Origin of the sequence: Brumimicrobium aurantiacum, from assembly GCF_003402975.1 — a bacterium.
Lineage (GTDB): Bacteria > Bacteroidota > Bacteroidia > Flavobacteriales_D > Crocinitomicaceae > Brumimicrobium > Brumimicrobium aurantiacum.
In genome coordinates this window covers 364924-381510 of sequence record NZ_QURB01000002.1, presented here as the reverse complement: position 1 = coordinate 381510, position 16587 = coordinate 364924, and the positions used below count along the sequence as shown (strand labels likewise).

The window sequence follows — 16587 nt, the reverse complement described above, 5'->3', positions numbered from 1 at the left end:
TTTTATCACTTATTTTTTATCTTTTGATGAAGTTGGTTATTATTGGAAGGTATTTTATAATTTAGTCTCAAAAATAGAACATGAAAAAAATAGTATTACTTGCATCGGTTGTGTTATTGGGGATTTTTAGCGCTTGTGAAAAAGACTTAAGTCCTGAAGAGCAATTTGAACAAGATCTTAGTGAAATTAAAGAATATGTAAAGAATAATAACCTTGATGCAAAGGAAACAAGTTCAGGATTACATTATGTAATTACGGATGAAGGAACAGGAAATTATCCTGATGCTATGGATGATGTGGTGGTACGCTATAAAGGATATACATTGGATGGAAGTGTTTTTGATGAAAGTGAGGAAGAAGGAATTTCTTTTAATTTACAAAATGTAATGGCTGGTTGGACAGAGGGAATTCAACTTTTTAAAGAAGGAGGGGAAGGGATATTATTGATTCCTTCCAAATTAGCATACGGAGAAACAGGATCTGGTCCAATTGATCCGAATACCGTTTTGATTTTTGATGTCGCATTATTAGATATTGTTGAATAGTTATCATTTGATTCAAGTTTTAAAATTTTAACGTTCCTTATTTGATTGAACTGGACTTTTTTATTAATTTTTAAAGAAAAAGAATTATGAAGTATAGTCCAGAAATGTATGAGCAAAAACTGAATGAATTTTTTGATCGTCACGATCCATTAAATAAACATTTGTCTTCTAAAATCGCTGAGAAATTTCCCGAAAGGCAAGAAGATGTTTTTAACCATTTAACTACTGTATATGCGAAAGCTGAAGGTACTTTAGAAAAAGCAATGGAGGAAGATATTATTTTAACTATTCCACCAAAAGCAAATACAGGAGTAGGTTAGTCTGGATAGTAAGATTAACTGAGTTGATTTATAGTCTGTTTTAATTTTGATTATGACGGACTTTTTTTATGGATTAAATATTAACCACAATTTATTGTTATTAACATTTCAATCAATCCTTATTAAATACGCTGTATTTGGTTTAATATTTCTTAATTTAGCAATATGTTTGAAGAAGAAAATGAAGATGATTGGTTAAACAATGATTATCAAAGAAGTTTAGCGATTTTTGATCAGATGTATGCCAATAACGAATATAAATACATTGATTCAGATGATGTAGAGTATATTTTAGATCAATTGTTGATTTCAAACCAACTTAAGAAAGCTCAATGGGCGGCTGAGCAAGCCTTATACCATTTTCCTAATAATAGTTCTATCATTATTCGATTGGCTCAAATTTTATCGCTTACTGGTGATGTAAATACAGCCTTGAAAAAACTCCTGAGTCTAGAGCAAATTGAACCAAATAATTTAGATGTACTTCTTTCAATTGCCACTTGTTATAGTCAATTGAAGCACAGTATTCAATCTATAAAGTATTTTCGAAAAGCCCTAGAAATTGCATCGAGTGAAGAACAAGTTGATATTGCTATTGATTTGGCCATGGAATTAGAAAGTACAGATGATTACAAATCTGCAATAAAAGTACTTTCAAGAACAATTGAAGTAGGACATGTTAACGATTTGTTGGTTTATGAATTGGCACATTGTTATGAAAAAATAGGTGATAATGAAAATGCTGTAAAAAGCTATTTGGACTATATTGATGAAGATCCATATTCATATACAACTTGGTATAACTTAGGGAATACTTATTCTAAAATTGATAATACTGAAAAAGCTATTTGGGCTTATGAGTATGCAATTTTAATTCAAGATGATTTTGTACCTGCTTTATATAACATTGCAAATGCTTATTTAGATGCCAATAAAATAGAGGAAGCCCTAGAATATTATAAGAAATGCTTAGCGTTGGATAAAAATGATCCTATGGTATTTTGTTCGATGGGTGAATGCTACGAAGAGTTAGACTTATATGAAAAGGCCTATGAAATGTACAATAAAAGTACAGTGCTTCTTCCTCAATTGGCAGATGCTTGGTTAGGGAAAGGAATAATGAGTGATATGCTTGGAAACCATGCCAAGGCTGTTCAAGAATTATTGGTTGCCGTAGATTTAGAACCTGAAAAGGCAGAAATCTGGCGTTCACTGGCCAATGCATACGAAAATAAAGAGCAAAATGAACAAGCTTTATCTTCGTATGAAAAAGCCATTCAATTAGAACCGAATAATAAAGAAATAATAATTGATTACTTATCCTTTTTAGCTGGACAATCTATTGAATCTGTTTTTGATGCTGTATCAGATCATAAAGATTTAAGAGATAATCTTGTGGTGACAATGGTTTTGTGTTACTGTAATTGGATGTTAGGAAACCACACTGAAGCAATGCTAAATTTTGATGAAGTGTTAGAAAATGATGCTAATTTAGCGAAAAGTTTATTTTTGCATTTCCCTGAAATGAAAAATGCGACATATTTTGTAGATAGGATGCAAGAATTTGATGAAAGAAAAGACAATGAAAAATTTTAGTTTACCATTTATACCAGAAAGACCCCAAAAGCCAAGAGAAAAAGGGGTGACGATGATGATGGACAAAGGCTTAAGCCTTAAGGAAACAGCCAATTTTATAGAGGCTAGCGGTCATTTGACAGATGTTGTAAAGTTTGGATTTGGAACTGCATTTGTAACAAATCAATTGGAAGAGAAAATCAAACTTTATAAGGAAAACAACATTCGTCCATATTTTGGAGGTACATTGTTTGAAGCCTTCTACGCAAGAGGAATGTTTGAAGATTATTTAAAACTATGTGATAAATATGATTTAGATCTAGCAGAAATTTCTGATGGTTCTATCATTATTCCTCATGACGAAAAGTGTGAATTGATTCGAACAATGGCCAAAGACAGAACTGTTTTGTCAGAAGTTGGATCTAAAGATTCTGGTATTTTAATTTCTCCAAATAAATGGATAAAAATGATGAGTACAGAACTCGAAGCCGGTTCTTGGAAAGTTATTGCAGAAGGAAGAGAAAGTGGTAATGTAGGTGTATTTAGACCTAATGGAACAGCACATACTTTCCTAATTAATAAAATTATCGCAAAGATTGATCCTAACAGAATTTTGTGGGAAGCACCAATCAAAAATCAACAAGTTTGGTTTATTAAACTTTTTGGCGCTAACGTAAATTTAGGAAATATTGCACCAAATGAAGTTATTCCATTAGAATGTCTTAGAATTGGCTTAAGAGGAGATACATTTTTCGAAAATCTTCCCGCAGATTACGCTGAAAGATTAAAGCAAGTCAATTCAGACGAAGAAGAGTAAAATCAGAATGACAGAAAGAAGATTGAAAAATATTAATTCCATAAGTGGCCATAGTGGGGCGATTTATGATGTAATCTACAATCAATCTTTTTTATATACTTCAAGTGCTGATCGCTATGTTGTAAAATGGGACGCCAAAACTGGAGAACAAACTAATTTTGCCGTCAAACTAGAAGAATCAGCATACAACATCGCTTTTTCTGAAACATTCAACATTTTAGCGGTTGGAACAAATAATGGAGGAATTCATGTAATTGATACTGAAAAGAGGGCAGAAGTACGACTTTTGAAACAACATAAGTCTGCAATTTTTGCGTTAACAAATAATCCTCTTAAAAATCATTTTTACTCAGGTGACAAAGATGGAATGCTCTGTGTTTGGAATGCTCAAAATTTTGAACTGCTCATTACTTTGCCTTTTAACTGTGGAAAAATAAGAGAAATTTCAATTGATGAAAAAGGAGATCATATGGTCATTTGTGGTCAAGATGGGTACATTAGAATTTTAGAGACTTCTTTTTTTAATGTTATCCATGAGTTTAAGGCACATAATGATGGTGTAAATTGTGCACTCTTCGATGAAGAGGTACTTTTTACAGGTGGCAAAGATGCATACATTCATAAATGGAATTGGAAAAAGGAGGCAAAACTAGCGAGTGTTCCAGCTCATAATTACGCAATTTATGATTTAGAATTCATCAATAACAAAGAAAACCTCGTTTCTGTAAGCTTTGATAAGAGTATTAAATTGTGGAATAAAGCTGATGTTTCAATTATTGAAAGAATAGAATTTAAAAATAAAGGTCATCGCCATACTGTAAATCGTTTAGCAAAAATAAATGAAAATAAAATTGCAACGATTAGTGACGATCGATTATTAAAAATTTGGGAATTAACAGATTAATTCACTTAAATAGGAGAACTAAAAAGGGCTATTGAAAATTTACAATAGCCCTTTTTAATTTTAGAAAAATAGTTTTATAATTCACCAACACCCTGACGAATTATTTCTGGAGCATCACCGGTACAATTTACTATTGTAGAAGCTTCTAGTTTACCAGGTCCACCGTCTATGATGGTTTCTACGACTTCATCAAACTGTTCATAGATTTTATATGGATCAATAAAATATTCGAGCATATCATCTTCATTGTTGTTTAAAGAAGAAGTAACCAATGGGTTGCCTAATTTTTCGACAATAGCCATTACAATATTGTTATCCGGTATCTTAATACCTAATTCTGTACGGTTCGAATCGAATAGTTTCGTGACTTCATTTGAGGCATTAAGAATAAATGTAAAAGGACCAGGTAATGCCTTTTTCATCAATTTGAATGTGGGTTGAGGTAGGTGTTTAACATATTGAGAAACCTGACTCAAATCCTTACAAATAATTGAAAATTTCGATTGTTTAAGTTTTATACCTTTGAACTTCGCTAATTTTTCAAGTGCTTTTTTGTTCTTCAAATCACAACCAATTGCGTAAACAGAATCAGTTGGATATATGATGATTTCACCATTTTTTAGGGCTTTAACAATATCATCAATTAGACGTTGGTCTATATTGTTATTATTAATTTCTACAAGCATAGATTTGATTTTTAATTTACACTAGTAAGTTACTCAAAAAATTGATATCAACTTCCAAATCTTATTGAAATATAATTGTTATGCGTTAAAAAAATACAATGTAGATTAATCTAAAAATGATCATCGAAAGGAAGAATAGTCTTAAATATTTGAATACGAACTCAACTGATTATCCTTAGTAGTAATACATGTTTATGATAATGAGGTTTGTACCTTTTAGTACTTTAAATTTAGCTTGCTCAAACTTTGGAGGTCCAAATTTATTCAGAGCATCATTACTAACTCCTAGTCCTTCTGTAGGTATTCCAACAAAATTGACATCCAGTTTATTGTTATTATTCTCATCATGAATTACACTCACTGCATACACACCCTCTTTTAAATTAGGTATTTGAAACTTTGCAGTATTATCCTTTATAACCGTTGATTGAATAAAAATAGCTTTCTTAGGAGTGTCTGGAAATCCAATTGGTGAATTGTATAATGTTAAAGCAACTTTGCCTTTAGAATTGTTTAAATTTTTAATCTTAACGGTTAATGTATTGTTATTGTAGTTGGTTTGGGCAACAATAATTAAAGCGTTAAATGATATACATAATACAATTAAGACAGGAATTTTTAGGTAGTGTATTACACAATGTATTCGGTTATTCATTTCATTTGAATTGGTTTCCTTTATAAATTTAAAGAAAATAATAGTTATAAAAAAAGTCCTACTCAAAACTGAATAGGACTTTCTTCAAAAAATTAAAAGATATTATTTCTTTTTAGCGTTTTTCAACTTTTCTTGTTGGGCTTTTTGCATTTGCTCTAAACGCTCTTGGAACTTTGATTTTCCACCTTTTTTACCATTATTCTTACTTGACTCTTTTTTAGCAGCCATTTTAGCTTTCAACTTATCTTCATTTACGAAGAAGTTTTTAATCATTAACATTGTTAAGATTGACATCAACGTTGAAATGAAATAGTAATAACTTAATCCTGATGCGTAATTATTAAAGAAGAAAATCATCATAATAGGGAAGAAGTACATGATAATTTTCATGTTTGGCATTCCCGGTTGTGATGGTTGTTGCATATTGCTACTGTTAAGCATTGTATAGAATAAAGTCGTAAATGCCATCAGTAAAGTAAATAAACTTACGTGAGCTCCATAGAATGGAATATTAAAACTTAAGTCTAAAATAGAATCGTAGCTTGATAAATCTTCAGCCCATAAAAAGCTTTCTTGTCTCAAAGTAAATGTACTTGGGAAGAAACGGAATACAGCAAATAAAATAGGCATTTGAATCAGCATTGGAATACAACCAGCAAGTGGACTAGCGCCAGACTCTCTGTAAAGCGTCATCATTTCCATTTGTTTTTTCATTGCATCATCCTTCTCTGGGTACTTTTTGTTGATTTCCTCAACTTCTGGCTTTAATATTCTCATTTTAGCTGAAGAAGCATACATTTTCCATTGAATAGGCGTAAGTACTAATTTTATTGCAACTGTTAATAATAAAATAGCGATACCTAAATTCATACCGTAAGAGGCCAACCAAACAAATATTGGTTGAATAGCAAAAATATTAATCCATCTGAATAATCCCCAACCATAGTTGATGATGTCTTCTGCTTCTACAGCGTAAGATTCTAATAGATCGTAGTCATTTGGTCCAAAAAACCATTTCATTTCAGCATTACCGTTTCCAGTATTATTGAATGGAAGGTTTAATGAAGATGTGTATGCTTTGATGTGTGTTGAATCCTTTTCAGATCCTTCAGCATAAGTTCTAATTTTGAAGTTAGATCCTTCTTTACTGAATCCTTTTTGAGGAATCATCATTGTAGAGAAGTAACTTTGTTTAAAAGCAACCCAATCCAAGTCTGTTTCAGCATTAAATTCATCATCAGAATATTCAGAAAGGTAATCGTATGTTCCATTTTTCTCTTTAAAGAAAACCGTTGAAATACGACGTTGTTCTGAAAGTAATCTTTCTGTTTTCAGTAATTCAACATGCCAGTCTAAAAATACTTTATCAGGATTAACCTCACTTTCAAAACCATTCATTTTCACTTCATAATTGATGTGATATTGATCCGGTGTTATTGAGTAAATTTGCTCAATTGATTTTCCTTCGTCAAATCGTGCAATAAATGAGATGTAATTCTCAGTATTTTTTAAAATTTCAAAAGCAATTGCTGATGTGTTTTGTTTTCCTTTGTTTGTGTTGAAAACTAATCCGTTAGATGCAACTTCTTCATCGAAAAGTTGAAGTGGTTCAATCTCATCAGTACCTTCATTTTTTCTGAAGTCTTCATAAGTTTGGTGCTCTTTAAGAAAAACACTTTTTACACCTCCACCTTTGTTGGTAAGAATAACTTTGATTTTCTCATTTTCTAAAGTAAAGGTTTCTTCTTCAACCTCATTACCCATTAAAAGACCTTGTTTTTTGGCAGGTTCTTTTTTAACGATACTATAAACTGGATTACCTAAACTGTCTAAAACAGCTTCTCCATTTTCGTCAATTAAAGCAACTGTATCTGCTTCAATTTTTGCTTGGACTTCTGTTGAATTTTCTTTTGCTTTATTTTCGGTTGCTTCAACTGCTTTTTTTTGTTCCTGAGCCAACTGTTCTTGTTGGGCCATTTTTTCTTTCAGTTCTTCTTCCGAAGGTTGGTTAAAGAAGGTAAAAAGAGCGAGAATCACTCCAATTAAACCTAAACCAATAATTGTATTTTTATCCATTACACTTTTTTTCTATAATTATAATTTATAAGATAGTTGTGTTACTTTTTGTTATCCATCACCGCTTTAACAAAGCTTTTGAATAGGGGATGAGGATTGTCTACCGTACTTTTATATTCAGGATGGAATTGAACACCAACAAACCAAGGATGATTATCAGCTTCAACAACTTCAACAAGACCCGTAACTGGATTGATTCCTGTTGCTTTTAAACCATTCTTTTCAAACTCTTCTAAATAGTCACTATTGAATTCAAATCTATGACGGTGACGCTCGTTAATTACTTCTGTATTGTAAGCATCATATATTTTAGAATTGGCTTTTAACTCACATTTGTATTGTCCCAAACGCATTGTTCCTCCCATATCTGAAATATTCTTTTGCTCTTCCATCAAGCTGATCACTGGACGTTTTGAATCTGGAGAAATTTCAGCAGTATGAGCATCTTCCCAACCAATAACGTTACGTGCAAATTCAATAACAGCACATTGCATTCCTAAACAAATTCCTAAGAAAGGTAAGTTGTTTTCTCTTGCATAGTGAACGGCATTGATTTTACCAGTAATACCTCTTGATCCAAATCCTGGAGCAACAAGTACACCATCTAATTTACCTAAGAATTCTGCTGTATTTGCTTTCGTTAATTTTTCAGAGTGAATCCACTCAATATTCACTTTACACAAGTTAGCAGTCCCTCCGTGAATAAATGCTTCGCTGATTGATTTATACGAATCTTTTAACTCAACATATTTTCCAACAATACCAATCGTTACTTCAGAAGTAGGATTTTTTAAATTGTTTAGGAAAGAATGCCAAGAATCAAGATTTGGCTTTGATTTACGAGATAAATTCAATTGTTTTAATACAACTTCATCCAATTCTTCTTCTTGCATCATTAACGGAACATCGTAAATTGTAGGTGCATCCATAGCTTCGATAACAGCTTCTGGTACAACATTACAAAAGCGTGCAATTTTCTTACGTAAATCAAGATCTAATTCATGTTCAGTTCTACAACAAAGAATGTCAGGTTGAACACCTAATTCTAACAGTTGTTTTACAGCATGTTGTGTAGGCTTTGTTTTTAACTCACCAGCTGCTTGAAGGAATGGAACCAATGTTAGGTGAATCACGATACAATCATCTGCAAACTCCCAACGCATTTGTCTTAAGGCTTCAACATAAGGTAAAGACTCAATATCACCAACTGTTCCTCCGATTTCTGTAATAATGATGTCGTAATCACCATTTTTACCTAAACTTTGAATGTTGGCTTTAATTTCGTTAGTGATATGAGGAATAACTTGAACTGTTTTCCCTAAATATTCACCACGTCTTTCTTTGTTGATTACTGATTGATAAATTCTACCAGTTGTGACATTGTTTGCTTGTGAAGTGGTAACATTCAAAAAACGTTCATAATGTCCTAAATCAAGATCTGTTTCAGCACCGTCATCAGTAACATAACATTCCCCATGTTCATAAGGATTTAAAGTTCCTGGATCGATATTGATATAAGGATCAAGTTTTTGAATTGTTGTTGAGTAACCGCGTGCTTGAAGAAGCTTGGCCAATGAAGCCGCTATAATTCCTTTCCCTAATGAGGATGCAACCCCACCAGTTACAAAGATATATTTCGTTGAATTAGACATTTTATAAAAGATTTGTAACTACGGGGGGCAAAGATATAACAATACTTAGGAGTAAGGAGAAAACTTTATGTTTTTTCACATTGATTTTTTAATCAAATTTGAAAAACAACAAACTTTTCATCTTATGATGCTAATTACAAGCAATATCAGTTTTTAAACGAGAAATATAAGCTTTGTTTTGAATGGAAATCGAAGTAGGAGCGGGAGGAAGTTGATGTAAAAAATGAAGAGGGAAAAACAGGCGTTTCTCCCTCTTACATATCAACCTAACTTAACCACCTAAATCAATACAAAAGTAAGTCATAATATTCTTATATGAAACTTATTTGGTGTAAATAAATTTATTTTGTATTTATTTAACATTAAAATAATGTGTTTTTTGTAAAATTTTTAACACAAGTCAAAAGTCAAGCTTACATCAATGTAAATTATTTGGTTATGAATTGATGAAGACAAATCAATAATTGGAAATACTAAAATAGGATTATGAAAATAGGGTGGAAGGTAGTTATAAAAAAAAGTGGGGTAAGCTATTTGCATCGCACCGCTACAACCTCCTACCCTTGCTACGTTCCCGTCCTGGGGGATTCAGAGGGAGCTGGTCGTACAAGACTTACCCCGCCGCAAAATTAGTAAATTGATTTTAGTCTGCAAGCATTCTTATCAAAATATTCTTAATTTTTTTTTGATAATTCTTTAATGACCTCTTCAATTGATTTAGTATCATCGAAATACGTTAGTATTTTATGTAAAACACGATCGACAACAGCATCAGGACAAGAAGCACCAGAGGTTAGAATAATATCTATTTTGTCCTTATTCGGCAAAAAGTTTTCTGTTACTACTTCCTTTTTGTTATGAATGTCGAAATGATCAATTTTTGATTTGCTAATATTCTCCTCCGAATTGATGAAGTAACAAGGATATTTTTCTTCTAGTAATTCTACAAGATGGGTGGTGTTGGAGCTATTGTAACCACCAACTACGACTGCTAAATCAGCATTAGATTCCATTAATCCATAGGTAGAGTTCTGGTTATCGTTGGTAGCATAACATAAAGTATCTCTAGTGTCAGCAAAATGATCCTTGATATTGTCTTTACCGTATTTATGAATCATGGTGTCTTTTACAAAATCAGCAATTTCTTGTGTTTCTGTGGCCAACATAGTTGTTTGATTCACAACACCCAATTTATTCAAATGTATATCTACATCAAAGCCTTCAGAGTATTTCCCTTTAAAAAATGTGTAAAAATATTCTTTTGGTTTATTACCCATTACGATGTCCATAAGGAAAACAGTATCTCCAATATCCCTCACTACAACTGAAGGTGCATCAGCAGAACTATGTGAGAAGGTAGCCCTAGTTTCTTCATGATTATTTTTACCATGAATAATGATGCTATGATCTGATTCACCAAGTTTTTTGGATCGATTCCATACTTTCTCAACGAAAGGACATGTGGTGTTATAGGCTTTAACATCAACACCTTTTTCTTCTAGCTTTGCAATTGTTTCTAATGGCGAACCAAATGCTGGAATGATAACAATATCTTCTGGTGTTAATTCATCAAAAGAGATGATTTCATTTCCTTCGGTATCTTGCAGAAATTGAATTCCGTTGTCTAATAAATCTGCATTCACATTTGGATTATGAATCATTTGACTCAATAGAAATATACGCTTATCAGGGTTTTCTGTAATCGCTTTATAGGAAATTTCAATTGCATTTTCTACTCCAAAACAGAAGCCAAAATGTCTTGCTATATGAAAACGAACAGGTCCAAAGTCTAGAACAGTAGGAGAGAAATCCTTCTTTCTTGGATCTTCAGCTTTTCTGAAATTTTTAACTTTCGAGATTATTGGTGAGCGATAAAACGCTGGAATATCAAATTGCTTCATTTCATTCTGTTTTGCAATTCAAAGATAATGCTTAAAAACGGAAACCAATCATGAATTGAAGATTGTCTATTATTGAATGTTAAAAAAACGTTTAGCTTTATTTGACATCAGTAACAGTCAACTCATATTGCAAAATAGAATTTGCAGGAATTACCTCCGTGTTTTTAGTAGCATAACCGAGTTGTGGAGGAATAATTATGTGTATTGAACCTCCTTTCTTCAGCATCATTAAAGCATCTTGCCATCCGATGATTAATTGATTTACATGGAATTTTAATGCTTCTTCCTTGTCAATTACTTGAAAGGTATTTCCGTTGAGAAAAGAACCTTTATAATAAAAAGTTACTTGGTCTTTGTATTTAATTAATTCGTCACCTTCTCCTTCCTCAATAATGTTGTAATATAGTCCAGATTCAGTTTTTTTCATATCTAAACCTGTAGAATCTATATGGTTTTGAATTTGTTGATCAAAGGAAGCCAAATCTTCTTCTGAATAAGTGGTACAGCTGAACATTGAAAAAATTAAAGCTATAAATATTACGTATCTCATTGGACTATAGTTGAACTGGAGTTAGAGTATATCCTTCTTTTCTGAGTAATTCAATTACACCTTCTGGACCACCAAGGTGAGCAGCACCTACTCCGATAAAGGCTTTATTTTTCTTAATGATTTTTGAAATTGGTTCAATCCACTTTTGATTTCTCTTAATCAAAAAGTTTTCTTCAAACTCAGGAGAGATATCTTTTGAGGTCGTGAAATTGTACAGAGAATCAATGTTTTGAGATAAATATATATTTGTCAATTCTCTTGTTTCTGATAGACCTCCATCTTTACTACGAATGCTTTCCATCACCATTTCAACCTGATCTTCTTGACTTAAGTTGTCAATGAATCCCATTTGCTCTTCTATCGTTTCAAGTCCTATTATTTCAACATCATGTTCTTTGGCAATCTTTTCCAAAGTCAATTCATAACTCTGAGGATTATCTCCGAAAGATTCTTTCATAAAAAGTTGAATTAAAACAAAAGGTTTCATTTTATTGAATGACATACGCATCATTTCTTCTGTAAATCCAAGATTCTCTTCTCCGTAAGTAAATATAGAGTCTAATTGCGCTTCTGTGAAAGGATCAAACATGGAACCAGAATCAAGCATCATTAATTGCATTGCTTTGAATTGTTCAGATAATCCACCAATTTCCATTACCAATATATCAGAAGAAGCTACTTTTTTCTTTAATGTTTCAGGAAATAAAAAGTCTTTTTCTGGAATCAAATGCATTGTTCCAAAAATATACGATGGGGATTTTACTTTTTTCCCTGAAATCTCCCATAATAGGGAACTACTTTGTTCACTTTGACCTTGTACAGAAAGAGAACAGAATAATATTGTACTAATGAATAAGATTAAATTTTTCATATTTATTTTCTTAATTGAACCAAAAATGATTGCTCATCTTTGGCAAGTAATGTCATTTCTAAACCTACCTTATTGGCTACTTCTTGGAATTTCTCAATATCCAAATATACCCAATTAAACCAATCACTTTCTGATTCTTTATATTTCATATTGAATTTAAACTCTCCATAATAATTGGCGTTTAAATCAACCCATAAACCACCTTCATCATCTTCAAAAATGTATTTTACATCTGTAGAATCACAAATGATAGAACCACCAGGAGCGAGTAGGGAAGAGATGTGATTTAAAAAATGAGGAACTTCATTCAAAGTACCTGCAATTCCAATACCATTCATTAACAAGAGAATTGTATCGTAAGTTCCTTTCTTAAAGTTTAGAATAGAATCGGAATAATGTGTTGCTTCTGGAAATGCAATTTTTAAATATTCACTTGCTTTTGAACTGATTTCTAGGGTTGTAACATCAAATCCTTTCTCGATTAGGTGTTTAGTGTGCGGACCTGCACCGGCTCCAGTATCAAGTACCTTTCCTGTACAGTGTTTCATAGCTTCAATTTCCAACTTTGGAAATTCATTAAATTCACGAAACAGATGATGTACTGGAAGGGTGTCGTCCTCGAGAATATCAGAAGCTACAATAATATCTTTCGGGTTATTGTTTGTATGATAATCCCATATAGCATTCCCGATTGGATCTTTTTGACTCATGGCTTAAATATCTAAATCGTCAATGTTCTCAAATGATTCACCTCCGAAATCATCATCGAAGTCATTGAAATCATCAAAATCTTCCAATTGTGGATCTTTATCTGTTTCAAACTTCATCTTTTCAAGATTTTTTGGACCACTTTCTTTTATTTCTTGTGGAATGTCACCAACTTCAAGAATCAACTGTGGATGCTCCACTTCCTCATTTGTGATTTCGTGTAATTCAATTAAGAATATCCACATAGAAAGAAAATCATGAACAAGAATAAGACGATTGTCATCTTTAGAGATTCTATCTTTTAATAAAAGTGATTTCATTTCAACTGGAGACTCTTCTTCTGAATGTCCGAATGACATGTCCATCAATGAGATTTCTTCCCCTTTGTTCCAGTCTTGATCACTCACAAAAAATGAAGCCATTTGGTCATTTGAAAAGCCAAAAGCATCTAAAATTGTATTGTAAAAATGTTCAAAATTAAAATCATCATTAATTAAGATATCTCTGAAAACTTCTTTGTCTTCAATGCTATCAAGTAATACTCTAAACTTAAATCCTGCCATAATTAATTATCCTGTTGAACAGTTAACGAAGTTAATAGTTTTCTATCTTTTTAAACCTAAATCTGCTCCTAATTTCAGCATCATTTCGAAAGCTTCATCATAATCATTTTTGATTTGACCTTCGAGAATAGCCTCTTTTATACTTTTTTTGATTGTTCCAATTTCACTGCAAGGTTCAATTCCAAATGTATCCATTATTATTTTTCCATCAATAGGAGGTTGGAAGTTTCTTACATTGTCCTTTTCTTCAACTGTTCTTAATTTTTCTTCAACACGTTTGAAGTTATTGCGGTACCTTTTTACTTTAAAATCATTTTTTGAGGTAATATCGGCATTGCACAATAGCATTAAATCATCAATATCATCACCCGCCTCATTCAGTAAACGCCTAATTGCTGAATCTGTTACATCACCTTTTACTAAAGCGATTGGACGTAAGTGAAGACGCACTAATTTTTGTACGTATTTCATTTTAGCATCCATGGGTAATTTCATTCTTCGGAATATTTTAGGTACCATTTTAGCACCTAAATCCTCATGTCCATGAAATGTCCAACCTGTTTTTTTATTGTATCGTTTAGTAGGTGGTTTAGCGATGTCATGCATAATAGCTGCCCATCTCAACCATAAATTATCTGTATGTTCTGAAATATTATCTAAAACTTCTAAAGTATGGTAGAAATTGTCTTTGTGAGAATGACCATTAATCGTTTCTATACCTCCAAGATTGACCATTTCAGGAAAAAACTGTTGGAGTAGGTTAGTAGCATTTAGTAATTTAAATCCTCGAGAAGGTGAGTTGCTCAGAATGATTTTATTTAATTCGTCAACAATTCTTTCTGCTGAAATAATAGAAAGTCGTTCCGCATTTTCTTTAATGGCGTTTAAACTTTTGTTCTCTATTTTAAAATCTAATTGAGTCGCAAAACGAATAGCGCGCAACATTCTCAAAGGATCATCAGAGTAGGTTGTTTCTGGATCCAGAGGTGTTCGTATAATTCCTTTTTCTAAATCAACTAATCCATCAAAAGGATCGATTAATTCCCCAAAATTATCAGCATGGAGACTCAAAGCCAATGCATTTATCGTAAAATCACGTCTTTGTTGGTCTTCCTCTAGGGTTCCATCTTCAACAATAGGTTTGCGGGAATCTCTATTGTAAGACTCTTTTCGTGCACCTACAAATTCTATATCTAAATCTTTATATACAAAATGTGCTGTACCAAAAGATTTGAAACGTGAAACTTTTTTAACCCTTAATTTCTTTGCTACTTTTTCAGCTAAATCTAAACCACTTCCTACGACAACAATGTCTATATCTTTAGAAGGTCGATCTAAAAGTAAATCACGTACATATCCGCCAATCACGTAAGATTCTAAATTTTCTTCTGTTATAATGTCTCGAGTGACTTTAAAGACGGGATGTTTTAATTTTTCTTTGTAATTCATTTTCATTTCGGGTGCAAATATACAGGACTTTGAGTAAAATTCGTTTGATTATTGATATAATTAAGAGGAATTGTATTAGTTAAATATTTATAGATGAAATATTGCTGTCGTCCTAAATTGGGAATTGAACAGTAAGATTCAAATTTTACATGCTTTAGACTCCTTATTGTATAAGTTTGAGGGTATTGTATTTATGTTGAAATTTATATTCAAAAAATTAAAGTTTGGAAGTCGTAATTATACTGTCATTATTTTTAATTTGTCTAGCATCTTTAATCACTAGTTTTGTAGCAATTATTCAAATTTTAAACAACGTTTTTAAAGATTCAAAAATAGTTTGGATTCTGATTTCAATGATCGCCTTTATTGGGCCTATTTTGTATCTAACTAAAGGAAGAAAGTTAATCGTAAAGTATTAGAAAAATTTAATTTGAATTGTAGACTTTTATCCATCCATAAACTGCTTTATGCTTAAAGTTGGTGTAATTGAGTACGCTACTTTGTTCTTCAGCTATACCACTAAAAAAGACCACAAATTGCCAATTCCCTTCTTCGTACAAAACTTTGTAAATCGCACCTTTGTTGTAATGAATCATTAAATTGCTTTCTGTACGTGGGAGAAAAGCTCCTTTTTCTATAATTTCAGGCGACCATCTGAGTTCTGTTTTTTGATCTAATTTCTTATATTCAGCCGAAAAGTCTGCGTGATCTGGAAAAAATTGACCTTTCATATCACCGGCATCTCTACCTACAAAGAAACGATCATTAACTTTTAATTCATCTTCTAATTGACGTACTCTATAAACATTGTGACTCGCACTTTCACAACAAGGATATCGGTGCACATAAATAATTAATTCATTTGTTCTAGGGTGAGTTTTGTATGCCAGTAGCTTACCTATTTTAGAAAATAAAGTTCTTTTATTCCTTTGTTTTTCAACATCAAATATTTCAACATATTCTCTTTCGTCATCTATTTTTTTTAGTCCTTGAAAAAGTAGGAGAGGAGCCTTGTTCTCCTTGAGCTTTATCCATGACCATTGTGATTCGAATTTATCCCAATATTCATCAAAATTATTGGTTTGGACAGAGTAGTCATGTGAAAGTTCATTGTAGGAATGTAAGATTTTCACTTTTTCCTTAATAGACTCATCCTTTTTTAAAATGTTTTCAAAATCTGTTGCTCCATCGTTGACAAAAATATGTGCAGGAATATCAACAAGCGTTGGATTTACTTGACCAAAACTGATTTTTGATACAAAGCAAATGAATAAAAAGAGATAAATTTTTTTCATGTGTGTAAAAGTAAAAAAGG

At 32.0% G+C, this 16587-nt stretch carries 16 protein-coding genes and 1 other RNA gene; 5 read left to right on the top strand and 12 right to left on the bottom strand.

Features of this window, described 5'->3' with window-relative positions; genetic code table 11:
* Window positions 1-80 precede the first annotated feature (80 nt).
* The 5 genes from DXU93_RS04935 to DXU93_RS04915 all read left to right on the top strand — a co-directional run bounded on the left by DXU93_RS04935 (window position 81) and on the right by DXU93_RS04915 (window position 4161).
* Window positions 81-545 (top strand): FKBP-type peptidyl-prolyl cis-trans isomerase, encoded by a 465-nt coding sequence (locus DXU93_RS04935; RefSeq protein ID WP_116880147.1) that lies wholly within the window; start codon window positions 81-83, stop codon window positions 543-545.
* Window positions 546-631: 86 nt separating this feature from the next.
* The gene (locus DXU93_RS04930) at window positions 632-865 is read left to right on the top strand and encodes a hypothetical protein (protein WP_116880146.1); all 234 of its coding nucleotides are present in this window, start codon (window positions 632-634) and stop codon (window positions 863-865) included.
* A 165-nt stretch (window positions 866-1030) separates the two neighbouring features.
* On the top strand, window positions 1031-2461 hold the full coding sequence (locus DXU93_RS04925; protein ID WP_116880145.1) for a tetratricopeptide repeat protein: 1431 nt from the start codon (window positions 1031-1033) through the stop codon (window positions 2459-2461).
* Complete coding sequence (locus DXU93_RS04920; RefSeq protein WP_116880334.1) at window positions 2448-3257, top strand: phosphosulfolactate synthase; 810 nt, start codon at window positions 2448-2450, stop codon at window positions 3255-3257. The genes DXU93_RS04925 and DXU93_RS04920 overlap by 14 nt, the downstream gene beginning before the upstream one ends.
* A gap of 7 nt (window positions 3258-3264) precedes the next feature.
* Complete coding sequence (locus DXU93_RS04915) at window positions 3265-4161, top strand: WD40 repeat domain-containing protein (protein ID WP_116880144.1); 897 nt, start codon at window positions 3265-3267, stop codon at window positions 4159-4161.
* A 74-nt stretch (window positions 4162-4235) separates the two neighbouring features.
* On the opposite strand, the gene DXU93_RS04910 is transcribed toward DXU93_RS04915, so the two are convergent.
* From DXU93_RS04910 to DXU93_RS04855, 12 genes are all read right to left on the bottom strand, one after another.
* Window positions 4236-4847, bottom strand: coding sequence for an L-threonylcarbamoyladenylate synthase (locus DXU93_RS04910; protein WP_116880143.1), 612 nt, complete (start codon window positions 4845-4847; stop codon window positions 4236-4238).
* Between the two features lie 175 nt (window positions 4848-5022).
* A complete protein-coding gene (locus DXU93_RS04905; protein WP_116880142.1) occupies window positions 5023-5502 on the bottom strand; it encodes a DUF2141 domain-containing protein in 480 nt (159 codons plus the stop codon).
* A 102-nt stretch (window positions 5503-5604) separates the two neighbouring features.
* Entirely contained in the window at window positions 5605-7578 is a 1974-nt protein-coding gene (gene yidC / locus DXU93_RS04900; protein ID WP_116880141.1) for a membrane protein insertase YidC, read from the bottom strand.
* Between the two features lie 41 nt (window positions 7579-7619).
* Window positions 7620-9230, bottom strand: a complete 1611-nt coding sequence (locus DXU93_RS04895) for a CTP synthase (protein ID WP_116880140.1) — start codon at window positions 9228-9230, stop codon at window positions 7620-7622.
* 526 nt (window positions 9231-9756) lie between these two features.
* An RNA gene (gene ffs / locus DXU93_RS04890) (signal recognition particle sRNA small type) lies at window positions 9757-9849 on the bottom strand.
* A 55-nt stretch (window positions 9850-9904) separates the two neighbouring features.
* Entirely contained in the window at window positions 9905-11131 is a 1227-nt protein-coding gene (locus tag DXU93_RS04885) for a 4-hydroxy-3-methylbut-2-enyl diphosphate reductase (RefSeq protein WP_116880139.1), read from the bottom strand.
* A gap of 97 nt (window positions 11132-11228) precedes the next feature.
* Window positions 11229-11681, bottom strand: a complete 453-nt coding sequence (locus tag DXU93_RS04880; RefSeq protein WP_116880138.1) for an FKBP-type peptidyl-prolyl cis-trans isomerase — start codon at window positions 11679-11681, stop codon at window positions 11229-11231.
* Between the two features lie 4 nt (window positions 11682-11685).
* Window positions 11686-12552, bottom strand: coding sequence for a TraB/GumN family protein (locus tag DXU93_RS04875; protein ID WP_116880137.1), 867 nt, complete (start codon window positions 12550-12552; stop codon window positions 11686-11688).
* A 2-nt stretch (window positions 12553-12554) separates the two neighbouring features.
* A complete protein-coding gene (locus tag DXU93_RS04870; RefSeq protein ID WP_116880136.1) occupies window positions 12555-13262 on the bottom strand; it encodes a class I SAM-dependent methyltransferase in 708 nt (235 codons plus the stop codon).
* 3 nt (window positions 13263-13265) lie between these two features.
* The gene (locus tag DXU93_RS04865; RefSeq protein ID WP_116880135.1) at window positions 13266-13823 is read right to left on the bottom strand and encodes an IS1096 element passenger TnpR family protein; all 558 of its coding nucleotides are present in this window, start codon (window positions 13821-13823) and stop codon (window positions 13266-13268) included.
* A 42-nt stretch (window positions 13824-13865) separates the two neighbouring features.
* Entirely contained in the window at window positions 13866-15272 is a 1407-nt protein-coding gene (locus tag DXU93_RS04860) for a CCA tRNA nucleotidyltransferase (protein ID WP_116880134.1), read from the bottom strand.
* A gap of 425 nt (window positions 15273-15697) precedes the next feature.
* On the bottom strand, window positions 15698-16567 hold the full coding sequence (locus tag DXU93_RS04855; RefSeq protein ID WP_116880133.1) for a hypothetical protein: 870 nt from the start codon (window positions 16565-16567) through the stop codon (window positions 15698-15700).
* Between the last annotated feature and the right edge of the window lie 20 nt (window positions 16568-16587).

Coding starts and splice junctions, on each gene's coding strand:
- DXU93_RS04855 (WP_116880133.1), bottom strand. CDS start 16,567: ATGAAAAAAATTTATCTCTTTTTATTCATTTGCTTTGTATCAAAAATC.
- DXU93_RS04910 (WP_116880143.1), bottom strand. CDS start 4,847: ATGCTTGTAGAAATTAATAATAACAATATAGACCAACGTCTAATTGAT.
- DXU93_RS04870 (WP_116880136.1), bottom strand. CDS start 13,262: ATGAGTCAAAAAGATCCAATCGGGAATGCTATATGGGATTATCATACA.
- DXU93_RS04925 (WP_116880145.1), top strand. CDS start 1,031: ATGTTTGAAGAAGAAAATGAAGATGATTGGTTAAACAATGATTATCAA.
- DXU93_RS04895 (WP_116880140.1), bottom strand. CDS start 9,230: ATGTCTAATTCAACGAAATATATCTTTGTAACTGGTGGGGTTGCATCC.
- DXU93_RS04930 (WP_116880146.1), top strand. CDS start 632: ATGAAGTATAGTCCAGAAATGTATGAGCAAAAACTGAATGAATTTTTT.
- DXU93_RS04880 (WP_116880138.1), bottom strand. CDS start 11,681: ATGAGATACGTAATATTTATAGCTTTAATTTTTTCAATGTTCAGCTGT.
- DXU93_RS04915 (WP_116880144.1), top strand. CDS start 3,265: ATGACAGAAAGAAGATTGAAAAATATTAATTCCATAAGTGGCCATAGT.
- yidC (WP_116880141.1), bottom strand. CDS start 7,578: ATGGATAAAAATACAATTATTGGTTTAGGTTTAATTGGAGTGATTCTC.
- DXU93_RS04920 (WP_116880334.1), top strand. CDS start 2,448: ATGAAAAATTTTAGTTTACCATTTATACCAGAAAGACCCCAAAAGCCA.
- DXU93_RS04905 (WP_116880142.1), bottom strand. CDS start 5,502: ATGAATAACCGAATACATTGTGTAATACACTACCTAAAAATTCCTGTC.
- DXU93_RS04860 (WP_116880134.1), bottom strand. CDS start 15,272: ATGAATTACAAAGAAAAATTAAAACATCCCGTCTTTAAAGTCACTCGA.
- DXU93_RS04885 (WP_116880139.1), bottom strand. CDS start 11,131: ATGAAGCAATTTGATATTCCAGCGTTTTATCGCTCACCAATAATCTCG.
- DXU93_RS04935 (WP_116880147.1), top strand. CDS start 81: ATGAAAAAAATAGTATTACTTGCATCGGTTGTGTTATTGGGGATTTTT.
- DXU93_RS04865 (WP_116880135.1), bottom strand. CDS start 13,823: ATGGCAGGATTTAAGTTTAGAGTATTACTTGATAGCATTGAAGACAAA.
- DXU93_RS04875 (WP_116880137.1), bottom strand. CDS start 12,552: ATGAAAAATTTAATCTTATTCATTAGTACAATATTATTCTGTTCTCTT.